The following is a 17,941-nucleotide window of genomic DNA, read 5'->3' as shown; positions in this document are numbered from 1 at the left end:
CCAGGTCACGCGTGGACCGTAGCGATCCGCCGACCCGGGCACAACGGCCCCACCTCCCCCGCCGGGTGATCCACATCGGATCCGTCCGCCGGGCTCGCCCGCGGTGATCCGCCCCCGCCCGCGGCGATTAGCCTGCTGCACGTGCTCGTGCTGCTGCCGCCCTCGGAGACCAAACGCGTCGGGGGCGACGGCCCGCCGCTGCACCTGCCGGACATCGCGCACCACGCCGAGCTCGGTGAGGTGCGCTCGGAGCTGGTCGGCGAGGTCGTGAAGCTCGCCGCCGACCTCCCCGCCAGCCGCGCCGCGCTCGACGTCTCCGAGCGGCAGGACGACGAGATCGCACGCAACGCGCAGCTGTACGACTCCCCGACGATGCCGGCCCTGGACCGCTACACCGGCGTGCTCTACGACGCCCTCGACGCCCGGTCGTTCAGCAGGGCCGTCTCCTCGCGCGCCCGCTCGCGCCTGGCCGTCGGCTCGGCGCTGTTCGGCCTGGTGCGCGCCGACGACCCGATCCCGGCCTACCGCCTCTCCGCGGGCTCGAAGCTCCCCGGCTCGGGGACCCTGGCCTCGCGCTGGCGCCCGGTGCTCGACCCGCTGCTGGCCCGGATCGCCGGGGGCGAGCTCGTCGTGGACCTGCGCTCCGGCGGGTACGCCGCGCTCGGGCGGGTGCCGGGTGCGGTGACGGTCAACGTGCTCGCCGAACGCCCGGACGGCAGCCGCTCGGTGGTCAGCCACCACAACAAGTCCCACAAGGGCGGGCTGGCGCGCCTGCTCGCGACCTCGCGCGCCGAGCCGTCCGACGCCGCCGCCGTGGCCCGCATCGCCCGCCGCGCGGGTCTGACCGTCGAGCGTCCGGAACCGGGTCACCTCGACCTGGTCCTACCCGCCTGACGGGTCTCCCGCCGGATCCGCACCCCCGCCGGCGGTGTGCACGTCCCGCAGCGGGTGCGGATCGACGGCAGGGGTGCGGTTCGTGCGGTGCGTCGCCGTGTGATCTCCGGCACCGGGTCGCCGATGCTCCCGGCGGGCCGGTCGGCGCCGGGCTCGCGCACGGCGTCCCCCGCCCGCCCACGACCTGCCGGCGCACCGCGGCCGAGCCGCGCCGATCGACCTTCCGCAGGTCGTGGACGTCATCGGCCGTCTGCAGGGGCCGGACCGCCCTCCTCGCGACGTCCGTCGTCACGGGGAGTGGTTCCGCGCGACGTGGCCGCCCGACGACGACGAGGCGCGGGAGGCGTCGCCCGACGATCTCCGTGAACGGGCGGGCCCCGCCCCGTAGGTGCCCGGAGAGACGGGGCCGGGCGGTAGAGTGATCGCGGGAGCCCGGCCCTGTCAGTCCGCCGGGCCGTACTGCTTCACCCATCACGGAGTGCTCGCGCCGACGACGGCGCCGGGGCACCCGGGCCCGTCCTCGAGAGTTCTGCGGCTGCTTCGCGGCCTGCTTCCCTCCGCGCGACGTGCCACGTCACGGAGGTCCTTTTGACATCCCCTTCCCCTCGCCGTGCCCGCTCGACCGGGGCACGCTCCGCAGGGACCCCCCGTCCCGCCCGTTCCGAGGGCGGACGCCCCCGTAACGGCGGTGGCGGAGGCGGCCGCCGGCGCGGCGGAGGCGGCAAGCCCGCGTCCGCCCCGGCGACCCGCACCCCCGCCCGTCCCGAGCCGCCCCTGTGGACGGTCCCGGAGTCCGGGATGCCCACGTTCGCCGAGCTCGGCCTGCCCGAGTCGGTCACCCGCGCGCTGGACGCCGAGGGCTTCGCCGCCCCGTTCCCGATCCAGGCCGCGACGCTGCCGGACACCCTGGCCGGGCGCGACCTGCTCGGCCGCGGCCAGACCGGTTCCGGCAAGACGCTGGCCTTCGGTCTCGCCATCCTGGCCCGCCTCGGCGGCGGCCGGTCCCGCCCGACCGCCCCGCGCGGCCTGGTTCTGGTGCCGACCCGCGAGCTGGCGACCCAGGTCGTCGACGCCCTCGAGCCCTACGCGAAGGCCCTGGGCCTGCGCACCGCGGTCGTCGTCGGCGGCCTGTCGATGAACAAGCAGGTCGCCGAGCTGCGCCGCGGGGTCGACCTGCTGGTCGCCACCCCGGGCCGGCTCACCGACCACACCAACCAGCGCACGTGTGACCTGTCCGAGGTCACGATCACCGCGCTGGACGAGGCCGACCGGATGGCCGACATGGGGTTCCTGCCCCAGGTCCGCGCGATCCTCGACCTCACCCCGCGCGACGGTCAGCGGCTGCTGTTCTCCGCGACCCTCGACGGAGACGTCGACGCACTGGTCCGCCAGTACCTGACCGACCCGGTGACCCGCTCGGTCGCCTCGGCCACCTCGCAGGTCGAGACGATGGACCACCACGTCCTCGTCGTCGACAACGCGAACCGCGGCCGGGTCGTCGCCGAGATCGCGGCCCGCGACGGCCGGACGATCCTGTTCGTCCGCACCAAGCACGGCGCCGACCGGCTCGTCCGGACGCTGCGCCGCGAGGGCGTCGTGGCCGGGCCGCTGCACGGCGGCAAGTCGCAGAACGCGCGCAACCGGGCCCTCGACGGCTTCCGCACCGGCGAGGTGCCGGTGCTGGTGGCCACCGACGTGGCCGCGCGCGGCATCCACATCGACGACGTCGGCCTGGTCGTGCACGTGGACCCGCCGGCCGACCCGAAGGCCTACCTGCACCGCGCCGGGCGCACCGCCCGCGCCGGTGAGGACGGCGTCGTGGTCACCGTGGTGACCCCGGACCAGCGTCGCGAGGTCGACGACCTCACCCGCCAGGCCGGGGTCAGCGCCACCGTCACCTCCGTCGGGCCCGGTTCGCCGGCGCTGGCCGAGGTGACCGGGGCGCGGATGCCCTCCGGTGTCCCGGTGGCCGAGCCGCCGAAGCCCCCGCAGCCTGCTCCGAAGGCCGGTCGCCGCTCCGGCGGTGGCGGGCGTGGACGCTCCGGCGGCGCTCGTGGCGGCGACACCGCCGGTGGCACCCGCTCCGGCGGGCGCCCCGCGGGCGGTGGCCGCTCGGGCGGCGGCGCATCGCGTTCCTCCGGTGGTGCGCGATCGGCGTCGGCCTCGGGCGGCGGGCGCGACTCGAGCGGCTCGATCGTGCGGTTCTCCTCGGCCGGCGGCGGTACCTCGCAGCCCGGACGCGGCCGGAACCGCTGACCGGTTCGGGCGCACCCACCCCTGACGCGGGTGGACGCCCCGAGCGGTCCCCTCACCACGCCACCGTGCGCGAGGGGACCCCTCGGGACCCGATCGGCCCGTTCCGGTCGGACCGGTTCAGCCTCCGCGCTTGGCGACGCGGCGCAGCTGCAGGATCCGGGCGGTGCCCGGGATGGCGACCAGCAGGATCCCCGCGATCGCGGCGAACAGCAGCGCCACCCCGGTGGGCAACGAGCCGTCGAGCCACAGGAACGTGATCCGCACCGGGTCGGTGTTCTGCAGGATGAACACCAGCAGGAAGATCCCGACGATCGCCGAGAGGATCAGCCCGGCCCAGAGCCCGCTGATCCGGGTGCGCGTGGTCGACGGCGGGACCGGACGTCCGACCGTCGGGGTGTCGTCCCCGACGGGCTGGTCCTCCTCGGCCGGTCCGGCGTGCCCGGTCGGGACCGCCACCGTGGCCTGCTCGGAGCCCGGGACGCGCATCGCCGGCATGGTGGCCGGGTCCGCCGTCGGGTCGGCCGGCCCCACGCGGCCGTAGGCCGGGAGATCGTCCGCTCCGGAGTCCCGTCGCTTGTCCTTCATCGCCCTCGCGCCCCTCGGTGTCGTCCGACGCGGGTGTCCGTCGGTGCGGGGGGAGTATCCCGCATGATCGCCACGGCGTCCGCCGACCCGCGCTAGCGTTGTCCCCCGGTCGGGTAGTGCGGAGCGTCGACGACGACGCCGAGGAGGAGTACCGGGATGGATCATCAGGAAGCCGTGGCGGCGTTCTTCACCGAGACCCCGGAGGGGGTGACGGTCCCCGAGCCGGTCGCCGCGGCCGGGGCCGCCCGCGCGTTGCGCGACGCCCTGGAGCCGGTCGCGATGCACGCCGTCTGGTCGACGCGGGTCGGCAACGCCCTGGCCGCGCACGGACACGACTTCTTCACCGCCTACGTCACCGGCCGCGGGGCCGCGCTCGGCGACGTCCCGGGAGCGCTCGTCGCGTCGACGTTCGCCGTCTTCGAGCCCGGCTTCCTCGCCGGGGCCTGGGACGCGGGGCGCAAGCTCCTCCCCCTCGACGAGCTCCAGGAGCTCCGCGACACCGAGACGGCCGCCGGCCTGCGCGAGGCGCTGCACGGCGACGAGACCGACGTCGCCGAGACGGCCGCGGTCCTGGAACGCGCCGTGGACGCCGTCGACGGGACCGGCCGCCCGCTGTTCGCCGCCCTGCGCTCCCGCCCGCGCCTGTCCGACCCGTTCGGCCGCCTCTGGCGCGCCGCCGACCTGGTGCGCGAGCACCGCGGCGACGGGCACATCGCGGCGTCGGTCGCGGCCGGGCTGGACCCGGTGCGGATGGGCATCCTGTCCGAGCTGTGGGTCGGCTACCCGCTCGGCGAGTACTCCGGCACCCGCGCCTGGCCCCAGGAGGCCTCCGACGCCGCCGTCCGCCGTCTCACCGACGACGGACTGATCACCGGCTCCGGCGCCGACACCGCCCTGACCGCGGCCGGCCGGCGCTTCCGCGACGACGTCGAGGCCCGGTCCGACGACACCCAGACCGGTTTGTTGGAGGCCCTCGGCGACGATCTGGGCCCCGTCACCGAACGCCTGGCGGCCTGGTCGGCGCGCTGCGTCGAGGCCGGGGCGTTCCCGCCGGACGTCCGCAAGCGCGCGGCGGGCTGACGGCCCCTACCGGCTGCGGACCATCGGTACGTGCGGGATGCCGTCCTCGAGGAAGGACGGCCCCGTCGCGGTGAAGCCGAAGCGCTCGTAGAACGGCACCTGGTGCTCCTGCGCGTCGAGCACGCAGGTCCCGGAGCCGACCTCGGCCAGCGCGGCGCTCATCAGCTGCGCCCCGAGGCCGCGGCCCCGGGCGTCGGCGCGGGTGCAGACCCGCCCGATCCGGTACCCGCCGTCGGGCTCCTTGAGCAGGCGCAACGTGCCCAGCACCGGCGCCGGGTCCTCCTCGGTGGGGGTGCCCGCCAGCCAGTAGTGGCGGGTGCGCGGCTCGAGGTCGCGCCCGTCGAGCTCGGGGTAGGGGCAGTTCTGCTCGACGACGAACACGTCGACCCGCAGTCGCAACAGCGCGTAGAACGCCGGCACGTCCAGGTCGAGTGCCCAGCTCCGGCGCAGGGTCGCGGTCCTCGTGTCCACAGTCACCCGGGGTTGGTACCAGACGATGTGCCCGTACGGAAACGAGCGGCTAGCCTCGCGCGGGTGCGCCACCACGATCTCGTCGTCATCGGTACCGGCTCCGGCAACACGTTCCTCGACGAACGCTTCGCCGACCTCGACGTCGCGCTCGTCGAGCACGGCATCTTCGGCGGGACGTGCCTGAACGTCGGCTGCATCCCCACCAAGATGTACGTCTACGCCTCCGACGTGGCACAGCTCGTCCGCGAGGCGGGCCGCTACGGCGTCGATGCGAGCATCGACAAGGTCCGCTGGACCGACATCCGCGACCGTGTGTTCGGCCGGATCGACCCGATCTCCTCCGGCGGCAAGGACTACCGGGTCAACCGCAGCCCGAACATCACCGTCTACCTCGGGCACGCCACGTTCACCGGCGAGCGCGAGCTGGAGATCGAGGCCACCGACGGCTCGGGCACCGAGACGATCACCGGTGACCGGGTCGTCGTCGCCGCGGGCAGCCGGCCGTTCGTGCCGCCGCAGGTCGAGGCGTCCGGCGTGCCGTTCGAGACCTCGGACACCGTGATGCGCCTGGAGTCGGTCCCCGAGCACCTGGTGATCCTCGGCGGCGGCTACATCGCCTCGGAGTTCGCGCACGTGTTCTCCTCGCTGGGCAGCAAGGTCACCGTGATCGCGCGCAGCCCGAAGCTGCTGCGCCACCTCGACTCCACGATCGCCGAGCGCTTCACCGAGATCGCCGCCGACCGCTGGGACTGCCGCCTGGGCGCGCAGATCACCGCCGTCACCGGCACCGGGGACGACTTCCGGATCACCCTCGACGACGGCTCCGAGGTCACCGGCGACACACTGCTCGTCGCGGCCGGGCGCCTGCCCAACGGCGACCGGATGAACCTGCCCGCCGCCGGGATCGAGACCCACCCGGACGGCCGGATCGTCGCCGACCCGCAGCAGCGCACGTCGGCCGAGGGCGTCTGGGCCCTGGGCGACGTCAGCTCACCGCACCAGCTCAAGCACGTCGCGAACGCCGAGGCGAAGATCGTCGGGCACAACCTGGCGAACCCGGACGCGCTGCGCGAGATCGACCACCGGTTCGTCCCGGCCGCGGTGTTCACCGACCCGCAGATCGCCTCCGTCGGGCTGACCGAGGAGGAGTGCATCGCCCAGGGCCTGGACTACACCGTGAAGGTCCAGAACTTCGGCGACGTCGCGTTCGGCTGGGCGATGGAGGACACCACCGGCCTGTGCAAGATCATCGCCGAGAAGGGCACCGGCCGTCTGCTGGGCGCGCACCTGATCGGCCCGCAGGCCTCCACGCTGATCCAGCCGCTCATCCAGGCCATGCAGTTCGGCCTCGACGCCCGGACCATGGCCACCGGCCAGTACTGGATCCACCCGGCCCTGCCCGAGGTCGTCGAGAACGCCCTCCTCGGCCTGGAGATCTGAGCGGGCGCTCAGCTCGCGGGGCGCTGCGCCCGGTCGTCGACGGTCTGACCGGGTGATGCGTCGACCGCGCGGTCGCGGACGGCGTCCGGGTCGAACGGGACGGCCGGAGCGGGCTCACCGCGCAGGTCGACGAGCAGCGCCGTCACCTCGTCCATGATCTTCTTGGTCGCGGCGTCGAGGTTCGTCCGGGTCAGGGGCTTGTCGCGGAACTCGGACAGGTCCACCGGCGGCCCGAGGACGACGCTGACGGTCTGCTTCGGCCAGAGTTTCGGCCGTCCCTCCGCGGGCAGGGCGTTCTGGCTGCCCCAGTTCGCCATCGGGATCACCGGGACGCCGGAACGCAGGGCGATCCGGGCGACGCCGTTCTTCGGGCGCATCGGCCAGCCGGTCGGGTCCGCGGTGTAGGTGCCCTCCGGGTAGACGGCGACGATCTCGCCGCGCTGCAGGGCGTCGATCGCCCCGGTGAACGACTCCGCCGCCCGCTTCGACGCCCGGTAGACCGGGATGTGCCCGCCGCGGCCGAGCACCCACTTGACGACCGGGATCGACCACAGCTCGGACTTGGCCATGAACCGCGGCATCCGCCCGTGCGAGATGCCGAACGCCACGTCGAAGATCGGGTCCGACGACGACACGTGGTTGGCCACCAGCATCGCCCCGCCGGTGCGCGGCAGGTACTCCCCGCCGCGCCAGCCCAGACGGGTCCCCCACATCACGAACGGCCAGATCACCTCGATCGCGAAGCCGAACCAGAAACCCGAGCCGCGACGGCGGCGGCCCAGCGTCAGCCGGATCCGCTGCCACACCGTCAACGCCGGTGGGACACCCATGCCACTCCCCCTCCTATCGGAGTCCCCGCCACCGAGGACGGGTGAATGGTCACATGTTCGCTCACGACCGCTGGTCGGATCGAGGTGCCCGGGAGAAGATCGGGTCCGATGTGTGAGCCGGTTGTGACCTGCGTCGCAGTCGTCGTCCACACGACGGCCGGTGGTCCGAACACCGCTGCGAGTCCTACCCGGTACTCCGGTGTGCCGGAGCGTGTCAGCGAGGTCCCCATGCCCGATCCCCAGTCCCCCGTCACCGGGCCCGTCGCCTCCCTGGAGGTCGTCGGGGACCGCCATCCCGATCCCGCCGCCGTCGTCCTGGTCGCCCACGGCGGCCGTTCGCAGGGCCGCGACACCGGAGCCCGCCGCCGCCTGACGTACTGGCGGATGGTCCCGTTCGCCCAGCAGCTCGAACGGGCCGGGCGGGCGTACCGCAACGACACGGGCAGCGGCGTGGCCGTCTACCTCCTGCGCTACCGCTACCGCGGCTGGAACGGCGCGGCGATGGACGCCTACCGCGACGCGTCCTGGGCCGTCGGGGAGATCACCCGCCGGCACCCCGGGCGTCCGATCGCTCTGCTCGGGCACTCGATGGGCGGACGGGCCGTGCTGCGCGCGGCCGGCGAGCCCGGCGTCGTGGCGGTCTGCGCGCTGGCGCCGTGGCTCGAGGGCGACCCGGTGGAGCAGCTGGCCGGGCGCAGCGTCCTGATCGCGCACGGGGACCGGGAGCGGATGACGAGCCCGGCCGCGTCGTTCGACTACGCGGTGCGGGCCCGCCGGGTCACCGACCGGGTCGCGCGCTTCGACGTGCTCGGCGACGGACACGCGATGCTGCGCCGGGCCGCCGACTGGTCGTCCCTGGTGCGCCGCTTCGTACTCGGCGAGCTCGGGGTCGAACCCCTCGACCGTGTCATTACGAAAGCCATGCAGGAGCCCGCCCCGGGCGGCCTCCGCACCGCACTGACAGGAGCAGCCCGATGAGCCAGGCCCGAACGACGAGCCTCCCGACCGTGGCGGTGGTGGGCAGCGGCGTCGCCGGACTCACTGCGGCACACCTGCTCAGCCGTACCCACGACGTCACCGTGTTCGAGGCCGACGACCGGATCGGCGGCCACGCCCACACCCACGAGCTGACCACCTCCGACGGCGGCGTCACCAACGTGGACACCGGGTTCATCGTCCACAACGACCGGACCTACCCGAACCTGCTGCGCCTGTTCGGCGACCTCGGTGTGCCGACGCAGGACTCGGACATGTCGATGAGCGTGCGTTGCGACGGCTGCGGGCTGGAGTACGCCGGGGCGCAGAAGCTCGGCGGGCTGTTCCCGCAGGCCTCCAACGTGACCCGGCCCGCCTACCTGAAGATGCTCGGCGAGGTCGTCCGCTTCCACCGCCACGCGCGGCGCCTGCTGGACGACGGTGACCAGGCCGGCGACGTCACCCTCGGGGCGTTCCTGGCGATCGGCGGCTACTCCCGCTACTTCGTCGAGCACTTCATGATCCCGGTCGTGTCGTGCGTCTGGTCGGCCGGCGCCGCGATCTCGCTGAGCTACCCGGCGCGCTACCTGTTCACGTTCCTCGACCACCACGGGATGCTCGGCATCGGCGGCTCGCCGCAGTGGCGGACGGTCACCGGCGGCTCGCAGGCCTACGTCGCGCGCCTGGTCAAGGGACTCGGCGCGGTCCGCACCGCCACCCCGGTCCGGTCGGTGCTGCGCACCCCGGCCGGCGTCGAGGTCCGCGACGACGCCGACGCCGTGCACGGGTTCGACCGGGTCGTCGTCGCGACCCACCCGGACCAGGCGCTGGCACTGCTCGCCGACGCCACCGACGCCGAGCGCGACGTCCTGGGGTCCTTCGAGTACTCGCCGAACGAGGTCTGGCTGCACCACGACACCTCGCTGCTGCCCCGCTCGAAGGGCGCGCGGGCGTCGTGGAACTACCTCAAGCCGTCCTGTCGCGACTCGAGCGAGACTCCGGTGCTGGTCAGCTACGACATGAACCGGCTGCAGCGCCTCACCGACCCCGACGACTGGGTGGTCACGCTCAACGGCTCGGGCCGCGTCGACCCGGACGCGGTCGTCGCGAAGATGCACTACGAGCACCCCATCTACACCCCGGAGTCGGTCGCCGCGCAGCGCCGGCTGCCGGAGCTCAACACCGGGATGACCGCGTTCGCCGGGGCCTACCACGGCTGGGGCTTCCACGAGGACGGCTGCGTCTCCGGGGTCCGGGCGGCGGAGTCGTTGGGGGCGGGATGGCCCCGATGACCGCCCCCGAGCGCGTCGAGCCGGAGCAGACCACGCTCGCCCCGGCGATCTACGACTCGGTCGTGCGGCACGTCCGTCGCAAGGATCAGGACTACCGGTTCAGTCACCCGATCTACCTGTGGCTGGTCGACCTCGACGACATGCCGCGGCTGCCCGCCTGGCTGCGGCCCTTCGCCGGGTTCCGCGCGAAGGACCACCTCGGCGACCCGGGTTCGACCATCCGGGAGAACGTCGACGCCTACCTCGCGGTGCACGGGATCGACCTGCGCGGCGGGCAGGTGCTGATGCTCGCCCACGCCCGCGTGCTCGGGTACGTGTTCAACCCGATCTCGGTGTACTGGTGCCACGATCGCGACGGCGATCTCGCCTGCGTGATCGCGGAGGTGCACAACACCTACGGGGAGCGGCACTGCTACCTGCTCCACCCCGACCCCGAGGGCCGCGCGAGCGTCGAGAAGGACTTCTACGTCTCGCCGTTCATGACCGTCGACGGGCAGTACTCGATGCTGCTGCGCGAGCCGACCGACCGTCTCGCCGTCTCGATCACCCTGCGCCAGAACGACTCCATCGCCCTCACCGCCACCCTGGCCGGGTGCCGCCGACCGGCGACCACGCGGGAGGTGCTGCGCACCGTGCTGCGCCGCCCGCTGGTCACCCAGCGCACCTCGGCCCTGATCCGCCGGCACGGCATCGCCCTGTGGCTGCGCCGGCTGCCCGTCGTCCCACGTCCCACGCACCGCCCGCAGAAGGGGGTCACGCGATGACCACTCCGCACGATCTCGACCAGGCCACCGCGACCCCGCGCCTCCGCAACGGAGCCGCCGCCCGTCCGTCCACCCGCGCCGTCCCGCGTCCGAACGAGGGCGTCTGGCCGGGTCTCGCGACCCCGCCGGTGGCCCCGGCCAAGGCCCGGATCGCCGAGACCCTGTTCCGCCGCGCCGTCCGCACCCTGCCGGTGCGCGTGGTATTCCCGGGCGGGGAGCGGATCGGCGCCGGCGGCCCGGACTCCCCCGTCATGCGGATCGAGCGCCCGGCGTCGTTCTTCGCCCGGATGGGGGTCGACTCCAAGATCGGCTTCGGCGAGAGCTACATGGTCGGCGACTGGACGACGACCGACCTGCCCGGCCTGCTCACACCATTCGCGGCGAAGCTCTCGACGCTGATCCCGCCGGTCCTGCAGCGGATGGCGCGGCGCTACGTCGAGGCCCGCCAGCCGAAGGAGGAGGTGAACACGGTCGAGGGGTCGCGGGAGAACATCCACCGCCACTACGACCTGTCCAACGACCTGTTCGCCCTGTTCCTCGACGAGACCATGTCCTACAGCGCCGCCTGGTTCGCCGAGGGCAGCGACGACCTCGCCGACGCCCAGCGCCGCAAGATCGACGGCATCCTGGACATGGCCGGCGTCCGCGACGGCATGCACGTCCTGGAGATCGGCACCGGCTGGGGTGGCCTGGCCACCCGTGCCGCCCAGCGCGGAGCCCGGGTCACCACGCTGACCATCTCCGCCGAGCAGAAGGCACTGGCCGAGGAGCGGCTGGAGCGCGAGGGCGTCGCCGACCGGGTGCAGGTCCTGCTGCGCGACTACCGCGAGGCCCAGGGCAGCTACGACGCCGTCGTCAGCGTCGAGATGATCGAGGCCGTCGGCGAGGCGTACTGGCCGACATATTTCGGCGCGCTGGACCGCCTGCTCAAGCCGGGCGGCAAGGTCGGCCTGCAGGCGATCACGATCCCGCACGACCGGCTCGTGGTGTCCAAGAACGACTACACCTGGATCCACAAGTACGTCTTCCCCGGCGGGCTCATCCCCTCGGTGGAGTCGATCGAGCACAACCTCGCCCAGGACACGTCGCTGCACATCGCCGAGCGCCGGAGCCTGGGCTACGACTACGCCCGGACCCTGGGGCACTGGCGCGAGACGTTCCTCTCGCGCTGGTCCGAGGTCGCCGACATGGGCTTCGACGAGACGTTCCGCCGGATGTGGGAGTTCTACCTCGGCTACTGCGAGGCCGGCTTCCGCGTCGGGTACCTCGACGTCTTCCAGCTCTCGCTGCAGCGCCGCCCGTCCTTCTGACCCGCCGATTCCCGTGTCCGCACCCGTCTCCAGGGAGAACACCGTGTCCAAGCCGACCGTCGCCGCGCAGCTGGCGAACCTGATCGAGGGTGTCCTCGGCTCGCCGCCGCCGGTGCGGCTGCGCGCCTGGGACGGCAGCGAGGCCGGGGCCGTCGACGATCCGACCGCCCCCGTCGTGATCATCCGCCGCCGGCGGGCGCTGCGACGTCTGCTGTGGAACACCGGGGAGCTGGGCCTGGCCCGGGCGTTCGTCTCCGGCGACCTCGACTTCGAGGGCGACATCGCCGACGGCCTGTCCCGTTTCTGGAGACTGGCCCGCTCCGGGAACGGCGCCCCGCGCATGGACCGTGCCCAGAAGCTCGACGCCCTGCGCACGGCACTGCGGCTGCGCGCGATCGGGCCGAACCCGAAGCCACCGGCGTCGGAGGCGGTGCTCTCGGGCGGGCTGCACACGCGCCGCCGCGACCGGGCCGCGATCAGCCACCACTACGACCTGTCGAACGAGTTCTACAGCTTCCTGCTCGACCCGCAGATGGCCTACTCCTGCGGCTACTGGACCCAGGACGCCGGGCCGGACTACGGCCTCATCGACGCCCAGCGCGACAAGCTGGACCTGATCTGCCGCAAGCTCGGCCTCAAGCCGGGGATGCGCCTGCTCGACGTCGGCTGCGGCTGGGCGTCGCTGCTGGTGCACGCCGCGCAGCACTACGGCGTGCACGCGGTCGGTGTGACGCTCTCGGCGCAGCAGCGCGACTACGGCATCGAGCGCGTGCGCAAGGCGGGCCTGTCCGACCGGGTCGAGATCCGGCTGCAGGACTACCGCGAGATCCCCGACCAGCCCTTCGACGCGATCTCCTCGATCGAGATGGGCGAGCACGTCGGGCAGGACAACTACCCGGTCTACGCCGCGCAGCTGCACAAGCTGCTGCGCCCGCACGGCCGGCTGCTGATCCAGCAGATGTCGCGCGGCGCGGTGGGCGAGAACAACGCTCCCGGCGGCGGCGCGTTCATGGAGTCCTACGTCGCACCGGACATGTACATGCGCCCGGTCGGCGAGACGATCGGGTTCCTGGAGCGGGCCGGCAACGAGGTCGTCGACGTGCACTCGTTGCGCGAGCACTACGTGTGGACGGTCCGGCCGTGGCTCGACACGCTGCAGGACAACCGTTCCGAGGCCGTCCGGATGATCGGCGAGGAGCAGTTCCGGATCTGGCTGCTCTATCTGGCCGGTGCGGCGCTGGCGTTCGAGGAGAACCGGATGGGCGTGCACCAGATCCTGATGGTGCGCCCCGGCGCCGACGGGCGCTCCGGGCTGCCGCGCAGCCGCGCCGCGACGCTCGGTGCCGACCCGGCGCTCGACCGTCTCGCCGCGGACGTCACCCCGGCCGAGGCCGGGACGGCGCACATCTCGGCTCGCGAGGCGGACACCGCTACGACACGATGATCTCCTCAGTGGAGCCCTGACGAATCGAGTGTCGACAGTGAACAGCCCCTTCCCGTGGTCGGCGCTGCTGACCAACCTCTGGGTCAGCGCGCTGGCCGTGCTCGTGCTGATGGCCGTGGCGCTGTTCGTCGCGGTGAAGGTGCGCGGCGGACGGCACGACGGGATCGACGTCGTGTGGGGCGCCGGGTTCGCGCTGATCGCCGTCGTCACCCTCGTCACCGCGAACGGCGAGGGTGACGCCTGGCGGCAGTGGCTGGTCACGGTGCTGACCGCGGTGTGGGGGCTGCGCCTGGCCTGGCACATCGAGAAGCGCAACCGCGGCAAGCCCGAGGACCAGCGCTACGTCGAGATGCTGGGCCGGGCGAAGGGCAACGTCACGCTCTACGCGTTCCGCAAGATCTACCTCACGCAGGGCGTGGTGATGTGGGTCGTGTCGCTGCCGGTGCAGTTCGCCGCCTACGGCTACGCCTCGGCGTTCTGGGGCATCCTGACGGCGGTGCTGGGCACGCTGGTCTGGGCCGTCGGGTTCTACTTCGAGTCCGTCGGCGACGCCCAGCTCGCCCGCTTCACCGCGGACCCGGCGAACAAGGGCCAGGTCATGGACCAGGGCCTGTGGCGCTACACCCGGCACCCGAACTACTTCGGCGACGCCGCGGTCTGGTGGGGCCTGGGGCTGATCGCGCTGCACCACCTCGCCGGGGTCCTCGGCCTGATCGGCGTCGCGCTGATCACGGTGAACCTGGTCAGGGGCACCGGCGCGAAGCTGCTCGAGCGCAGCATCGGCAAGCGCCGCCCCGGCTACGAGGAGTACGTGCGCCGCACCAGCGGCTTCTTCCCGCTGCCGCCGAAGAAGCCGGCCGACGCGAGCTGACCCGATCGGTGCGTCCCCGGACGCCGGACGTCGCGGCTGAACCGATCGGCCCGCCCGGCACGAACACCCCGGCGAGCACACGCGATCATGGCGGCCCACGAGAGGCACGCCCGCCCCACAGGAGGAACACCCATGGCCATCGGTGACGAGGTCGTCGACTTCGAGCTGCAGGACGAGACCGGCACCCCGCGCAAGCTCTCGGTCCTGCTGGAGAACGGGCCGGTCGTGCTGTTCTTCTACCCGATCGCCTCGTCCGGCGGCTGCACCCAGGAGGCCTGCCACTTCCGGGACCTGTCCGGCGAGTTCGCCGGGCTCGGCGCGCAGCCGGTCGGCATCTCCAGCGACAACGTGACCAAACAGTCGATGTTCGCGACGTCGAACCAGCTCGGCTTCCCGCTGCTGTCCGACACCGGGCACAAGGTCGCGAAGTCCCTCGGCGCATGGCGCGCCTGGCTGCCGGGCGGGCTGCACACCCGCCGCAAGACGTTCGTGATCGGCCAGGACCGTCGCATCATCGCCGACATCGGCAGCGAGTCGAAGTTCGACATGCACGCCGACGAGGCCCTGGAGGCCCTGCGCAAGCACAAGGCCGCCGCCTGACGCGTCGCCCTTCCCGCACGCCACGAGAGGCGCCCCACCGCGGTCGCGGTCCGGGGCGCCTCTCGCGTTCGCACCGGTGTCCTCGGGAGGTCCGGCTCAGCGGTCGATCGCGGCCATGTTCGCCTCGTCGTGCCGCTCCCCCGTCGCCGGGGTGAGGGCGTCGAGCCGCGCCAGCTGGTCCGCGGTGAGGACGACGGCGTCGGCCGCGGTGTTCTCCTCGACCCGGGCGACCCGGCGGGTGCCCGGGATCGGGGCGATGTCGTCGCCCTGGGCGAGCAACCAGGCCAGCGCGATCTGCGCCGTCGTGGCACCGGCCTCGGCCGCGACGGCCGCGACCTCGTCGACGATCCGCAGGTTCTGCACGAACGCCTCCCCGACGAAGCGCGGGTTGGTCTTGCGCCAGTCGTCGTCCGGGATGTCGTCCGGCGTCCGGAGCGCGCCGGTGAGGAACCCGTGGCCCAGCGGGGAGTACGGCACGAAACCGATGCCACGCTCGCGCAGCAGCGGGAGCAGCTCGGCCTCGGGGTCGCGGGTCCAGAGCGAGTACTCGGTCTGCAGGGCCGCGACCGGGTGCACGGCGTGGGCGCGGCGGATCGTGTCCGGCGACGCCTCGGACAGTCCGATGTGGAGGACCTTGCCCTCGGCGACGAGCTCGGCCAGCGCCCCGACGGTGTCCTCGATCGGGGTGCCGGGGTCGACCCGGTGCTGGTAGTAGAGGTCGATGCGGTCGGTGCCCAGGCGCTTCAGGGACCCCTCGACGGCGGCGCGGATGTTCACCGGGCTGCTGTCGGCGACGCCGGGACCGCCCCCGGCGTGCGAGACGAGCCCGAACTTGGTGGCGACGACGACGTCGTCGCGGCGCCCGGCGATCGCCCGTCCCACGATCTCCTCGCTGTGGAACGGGCCGTAGATCTCGGCGGTGTCGACGTGGGTGACGCCGAGGTCGAACGCCCGGTGCAGCGTGCGGACCGACTCGTCGTCGTCCAGGCCGCCGCCGGTGAGGTAGGTGCCGGCCATGGTCATGGCGCCCAGGCCGATCCGGGAGACCGTCAGGGTCCCGAGCGTGGCGTTCTTCATCGTGGCTGCTCCGTGGTGTCGGTTCTGTGGTGGCCCCATACGACGCCGGTTCGCGACACCCGGACAGGCACGGCCGAGAGGGGTACTCGCAGGGACCCTCTCCGGGTACCGGGCCCGCCTACGCTGGTGACATGGACGAGAAGGAGGCGGCGCGGGCGTCGGTCCGCGAGTTCCTGTGCACCCGCCGCGCACGGGTCTCCCCCACCGAGGCGGGACTGCCGGCGGGCGGGTCACGGCGCCGGGTGACGGGTCTGCGCCGCGAGGAGGTGGCGCTGCTGGCCGGGGTCAGCCCGGAGTACTACATCCGGCTCGAACGCGGCCAGGCGACCGGGCCGTCGGCCGCCGTCGTCGACGCCGTCGCGGCCGTCCTGCGTCTCGACGACGACGAACGCGCCCACCTCGACCGGCTCCTCGGCGCGCTGGCACCCGAGGCCCGCAGGCGGCGCCGTGTCGTCGCGACCGACCCGGTCACGTCCGGCGTCCGGGTGCTGCTGGACTCGATGGACCACCTGCCCGCGCTGGTGTTCAACGGGCGCCTCGACGTCCTGGCCGTCAACGCTCTCGGACGGGCGCTCTACGCGCCGGCGTTCGACGGGCCGGGCCTCGACCGGACGGGCACCCTCAACACCGCGCGCTTCCTGTTCCTCGACGAGGACCGCGCCCGGGCGCTGTTCCCGGAGTGGGAGCGGATCGCGTGCGACACCGTGGCGATCCTGCGCACCGAGGCCGGACGGCACTGCAGCGATCCGGCGTTGATCGAGCTGATCGGACAGCTCTCCACCCGCAGCGCGGAGTTCCGCACCCGCTGGGCCACCAACGACGTGCTCGTCCACCGCGGCGGGACGAAGACGTTCGCGCACCCGCTCGTCGGGACGATCACCCTGCCGTTCGAGAACCTGCAGGTCAGCACGGCCACCGATCAGGTGCTGACCGTCTTCACCCCGCAGCCCGGCAGCCCGGAGGCCGACTCGGTCCGCCTCCTCGGGAGCTGGAACGCCGGGCACCCGGTCAGCTGAACGACTCCGCCGCGCCGGCGTAGCGACGGGACAGGCGGGCGAAGGCGTCGGCGAGCTCGGGCGGCCCGACGACCTCGATGTCGGCGTCGAAGTGCCCCAGCGACGAGGCCAGCCCGTGCCAGGACCACGATCCCAGGACGAGACGGCAGCGCTCCCGGCCGTCCGTGGCGGGCAGGGGCTCGACGACCCCGTCGGAGACGAACGGGTACACCCGCGACGCGGGGAGGTCGAGGATCACCTCGCCGTGGCACGGCCAGCCGTCGCCGGAGCCCTGGAAACGGCCCGCGACGAACGCCGTCACGTCGTCGCCGCCGGGCAGCGCGCGCGGGGCGAACCGCGGCCCGTTGGGGGTGCGCGGGGTGATCCGGTCGGCGCGGAAGGTGCGCCAGTCGTCACGGTCGAGGTCCCACGCGATGAGGTACCAGCGCCCGCCCCAGGTGATCAGATGGTGCGGCTCCGCGCGGCGCGGAGGCCCGTCCCCCGGCTCGGCTCCGGGCGCCGCGTAGTCGAAGCGCAGCACCTCTCGGACGCGGACGGCGTCGCTGAGCACCACGAGCACCTCGGTGTCGGCCTGCGGCCGCTCCCGGACGCCGGGGCGTTCGACGGCGGTGACCTGCAGTGCGTCGATGCGCCGTCGCAGCCGGGCCGGCATGACCTGGCGGACGGTCGCCAGGGCGCGCGCCGCGGCCTCGGCGATCCCGGCACCGGTGGCGGTGGCCGTCTGCAGCGCGACGGCGAGCGCGACGGCCTGCTCGTCGTCGAAGAGCAGCGGAGGCAGCTCCGTGCCGGCGTCGAGGCGGTAGCCGCCGTCGGGTCCCTTCGTGGCCGTGATGGGGTAGCCGAGCTCACGCAGGCGGTCGACGTCGCGTCGCACGGTGCGCGGGCTGATCTCCAGGCGTTCGGCGAGCAGCTGCCCCGGCCAGTCGCGCCGCGCCTGGAGCAACGAGAGCAGCGAGAGCAGTCGTGCCGAGGTCTCCAGCATGGACTCGATACTGCCGGAAGTAGAGGACAGAAGCTGACCGCTACGCCTGGCAAT

Annotated in this window: 17 protein-coding genes; 12 read left to right on the top strand and 5 right to left on the bottom strand. The window is 73.3% G+C overall.

Annotated elements, in window-relative coordinates:
• Positions 1-141: 141 nt before the first annotated feature.
• Together yaaA and EV383_RS08010 are read left to right on the top strand one after the other, a co-directional pair.
• Positions 142-894 carry a peroxide stress protein YaaA gene (yaaA, locus tag EV383_RS08015; protein WP_130289318.1) on the top strand — a complete coding sequence of 251 codons (753 nt, stop codon included), beginning with the start codon at positions 142-144 and terminating at the stop codon, positions 892-894.
• A 798-nt stretch (positions 895-1,692) separates the two neighbouring features.
• Positions 1,693-3,150 (top strand): DEAD/DEAH box helicase, encoded by a 1,458-nt coding sequence (locus tag EV383_RS08010; RefSeq protein WP_130289317.1) that lies wholly within the window; start codon positions 1,693-1,695, stop codon positions 3,148-3,150.
• A 117-nt stretch (positions 3,151-3,267) separates the two neighbouring features.
• Here the strand turns inward: EV383_RS08010 and EV383_RS08005 are convergent, their stop codons facing one another.
• On the bottom strand, positions 3,268-3,735 hold the full coding sequence (locus EV383_RS08005) for a LapA family protein (protein WP_130289316.1): 468 nt from the start codon (positions 3,733-3,735) through the stop codon (positions 3,268-3,270).
• A 156-nt stretch (positions 3,736-3,891) separates the two neighbouring features.
• Here EV383_RS08005 and EV383_RS08000 point away from each other — a divergent pair, with 156 nt between their 5' ends.
• A complete protein-coding gene (locus tag EV383_RS08000) occupies positions 3,892-4,815 on the top strand; it encodes an SCO6745 family protein (RefSeq protein ID WP_130289315.1) in 924 nt (307 codons plus the stop codon).
• 6 nt (positions 4,816-4,821) lie between these two features.
• Here EV383_RS08000 and EV383_RS07995 read toward each other — a convergent pair whose 3' ends face one another.
• Entirely contained in the window at positions 4,822-5,292 is a 471-nt protein-coding gene (locus EV383_RS07995) for a GNAT family N-acetyltransferase (protein WP_130289314.1), read from the bottom strand.
• Positions 5,293-5,349: 57 nt separating this feature from the next.
• Here EV383_RS07995 and EV383_RS07990 point away from each other — a divergent pair, with 57 nt between their 5' ends.
• Positions 5,350-6,726 carry a mycothione reductase gene (locus EV383_RS07990; RefSeq protein ID WP_130289313.1) on the top strand — a complete coding sequence of 459 codons (1,377 nt, stop codon included), beginning with the start codon at positions 5,350-5,352 and terminating at the stop codon, positions 6,724-6,726.
• 8 nt (positions 6,727-6,734) lie between these two features.
• On the opposite strand, the gene EV383_RS07985 is transcribed toward EV383_RS07990, so the two are convergent.
• The gene (locus tag EV383_RS07985; protein ID WP_130289312.1) at positions 6,735-7,556 is read right to left on the bottom strand and encodes a lysophospholipid acyltransferase family protein; all 822 of its coding nucleotides are present in this window, start codon (positions 7,554-7,556) and stop codon (positions 6,735-6,737) included.
• A 228-nt stretch (positions 7,557-7,784) separates the two neighbouring features.
• Here EV383_RS07985 and EV383_RS07980 point away from each other — a divergent pair, with 228 nt between their 5' ends.
• The 7 genes from EV383_RS07980 to EV383_RS07950 all read left to right on the top strand — a co-directional run bounded on the left by EV383_RS07980 (position 7,785) and on the right by EV383_RS07950 (position 14,812).
• Complete coding sequence (locus tag EV383_RS07980) at positions 7,785-8,534, top strand: alpha/beta hydrolase (RefSeq protein WP_130289311.1); 750 nt, start codon at positions 7,785-7,787, stop codon at positions 8,532-8,534.
• Complete coding sequence (locus EV383_RS07975) at positions 8,531-9,823, top strand: NAD(P)/FAD-dependent oxidoreductase (protein WP_130289310.1); 1,293 nt, start codon at positions 8,531-8,533, stop codon at positions 9,821-9,823. The genes EV383_RS07980 and EV383_RS07975 overlap by 4 nt, the downstream gene beginning before the upstream one ends.
• Positions 9,820-10,587: a DUF1365 domain-containing protein gene (locus tag EV383_RS07970; protein ID WP_130289309.1), complete on the top strand. Its 768-nt coding sequence runs from the start codon at positions 9,820-9,822 to the stop codon at positions 10,585-10,587. The genes EV383_RS07975 and EV383_RS07970 overlap by 4 nt, the downstream gene beginning before the upstream one ends.
• A complete protein-coding gene (locus EV383_RS07965) occupies positions 10,584-11,897 on the top strand; it encodes an SAM-dependent methyltransferase (protein ID WP_130289308.1) in 1,314 nt (437 codons plus the stop codon). Before EV383_RS07970 ends, EV383_RS07965 begins: the two co-directional genes overlap by 4 nt.
• A 43-nt stretch (positions 11,898-11,940) precedes the next feature.
• Positions 11,941-13,341 (top strand): SAM-dependent methyltransferase, encoded by a 1,401-nt coding sequence (locus EV383_RS07960; protein WP_130289307.1) that lies wholly within the window; start codon positions 11,941-11,943, stop codon positions 13,339-13,341.
• A gap of 37 nt (positions 13,342-13,378) precedes the next feature.
• The gene (locus tag EV383_RS07955; RefSeq protein ID WP_242622962.1) at positions 13,379-14,212 is read left to right on the top strand and encodes a DUF1295 domain-containing protein; all 834 of its coding nucleotides are present in this window, start codon (positions 13,379-13,381) and stop codon (positions 14,210-14,212) included.
• 132 nt (positions 14,213-14,344) lie between these two features.
• The gene (locus EV383_RS07950; RefSeq protein WP_130289306.1) at positions 14,345-14,812 is read left to right on the top strand and encodes a peroxiredoxin; all 468 of its coding nucleotides are present in this window, start codon (positions 14,345-14,347) and stop codon (positions 14,810-14,812) included.
• Positions 14,813-14,908: 96 nt separating this feature from the next.
• On the opposite strand, the gene EV383_RS07945 is transcribed toward EV383_RS07950, so the two are convergent.
• Entirely contained in the window at positions 14,909-15,889 is a 981-nt protein-coding gene (locus tag EV383_RS07945; RefSeq protein WP_130289305.1) for an aldo/keto reductase, read from the bottom strand.
• 131 nt (positions 15,890-16,020) lie between these two features.
• Here EV383_RS07945 and EV383_RS07940 point away from each other — a divergent pair, with 131 nt between their 5' ends.
• Positions 16,021-16,905 carry a helix-turn-helix transcriptional regulator gene (locus tag EV383_RS07940; protein ID WP_130289304.1) on the top strand — a complete coding sequence of 295 codons (885 nt, stop codon included), beginning with the start codon at positions 16,021-16,023 and terminating at the stop codon, positions 16,903-16,905.
• Here EV383_RS07940 and EV383_RS07935 read toward each other — a convergent pair.
• The gene (locus tag EV383_RS07935; RefSeq protein WP_130289303.1) at positions 16,898-17,887 is read right to left on the bottom strand and encodes a helix-turn-helix transcriptional regulator; all 990 of its coding nucleotides are present in this window, start codon (positions 17,885-17,887) and stop codon (positions 16,898-16,900) included. The two genes, EV383_RS07940 and EV383_RS07935, sit on opposite strands and share 8 nt — an antisense overlap.
• Positions 17,888-17,941 lie beyond the last annotated feature (54 nt).

The sequence above is a fragment of the Pseudonocardia sediminis genome (assembly GCF_004217185.1).
Taxonomy (GTDB): Bacteria; Actinomycetota; Actinomycetes; order Mycobacteriales; family Pseudonocardiaceae; genus Pseudonocardia; species Pseudonocardia sediminis.
Note: the sequence above shows the minus strand (reverse complement) of the source record. Positions and strands in the feature narration are given on the sequence as shown.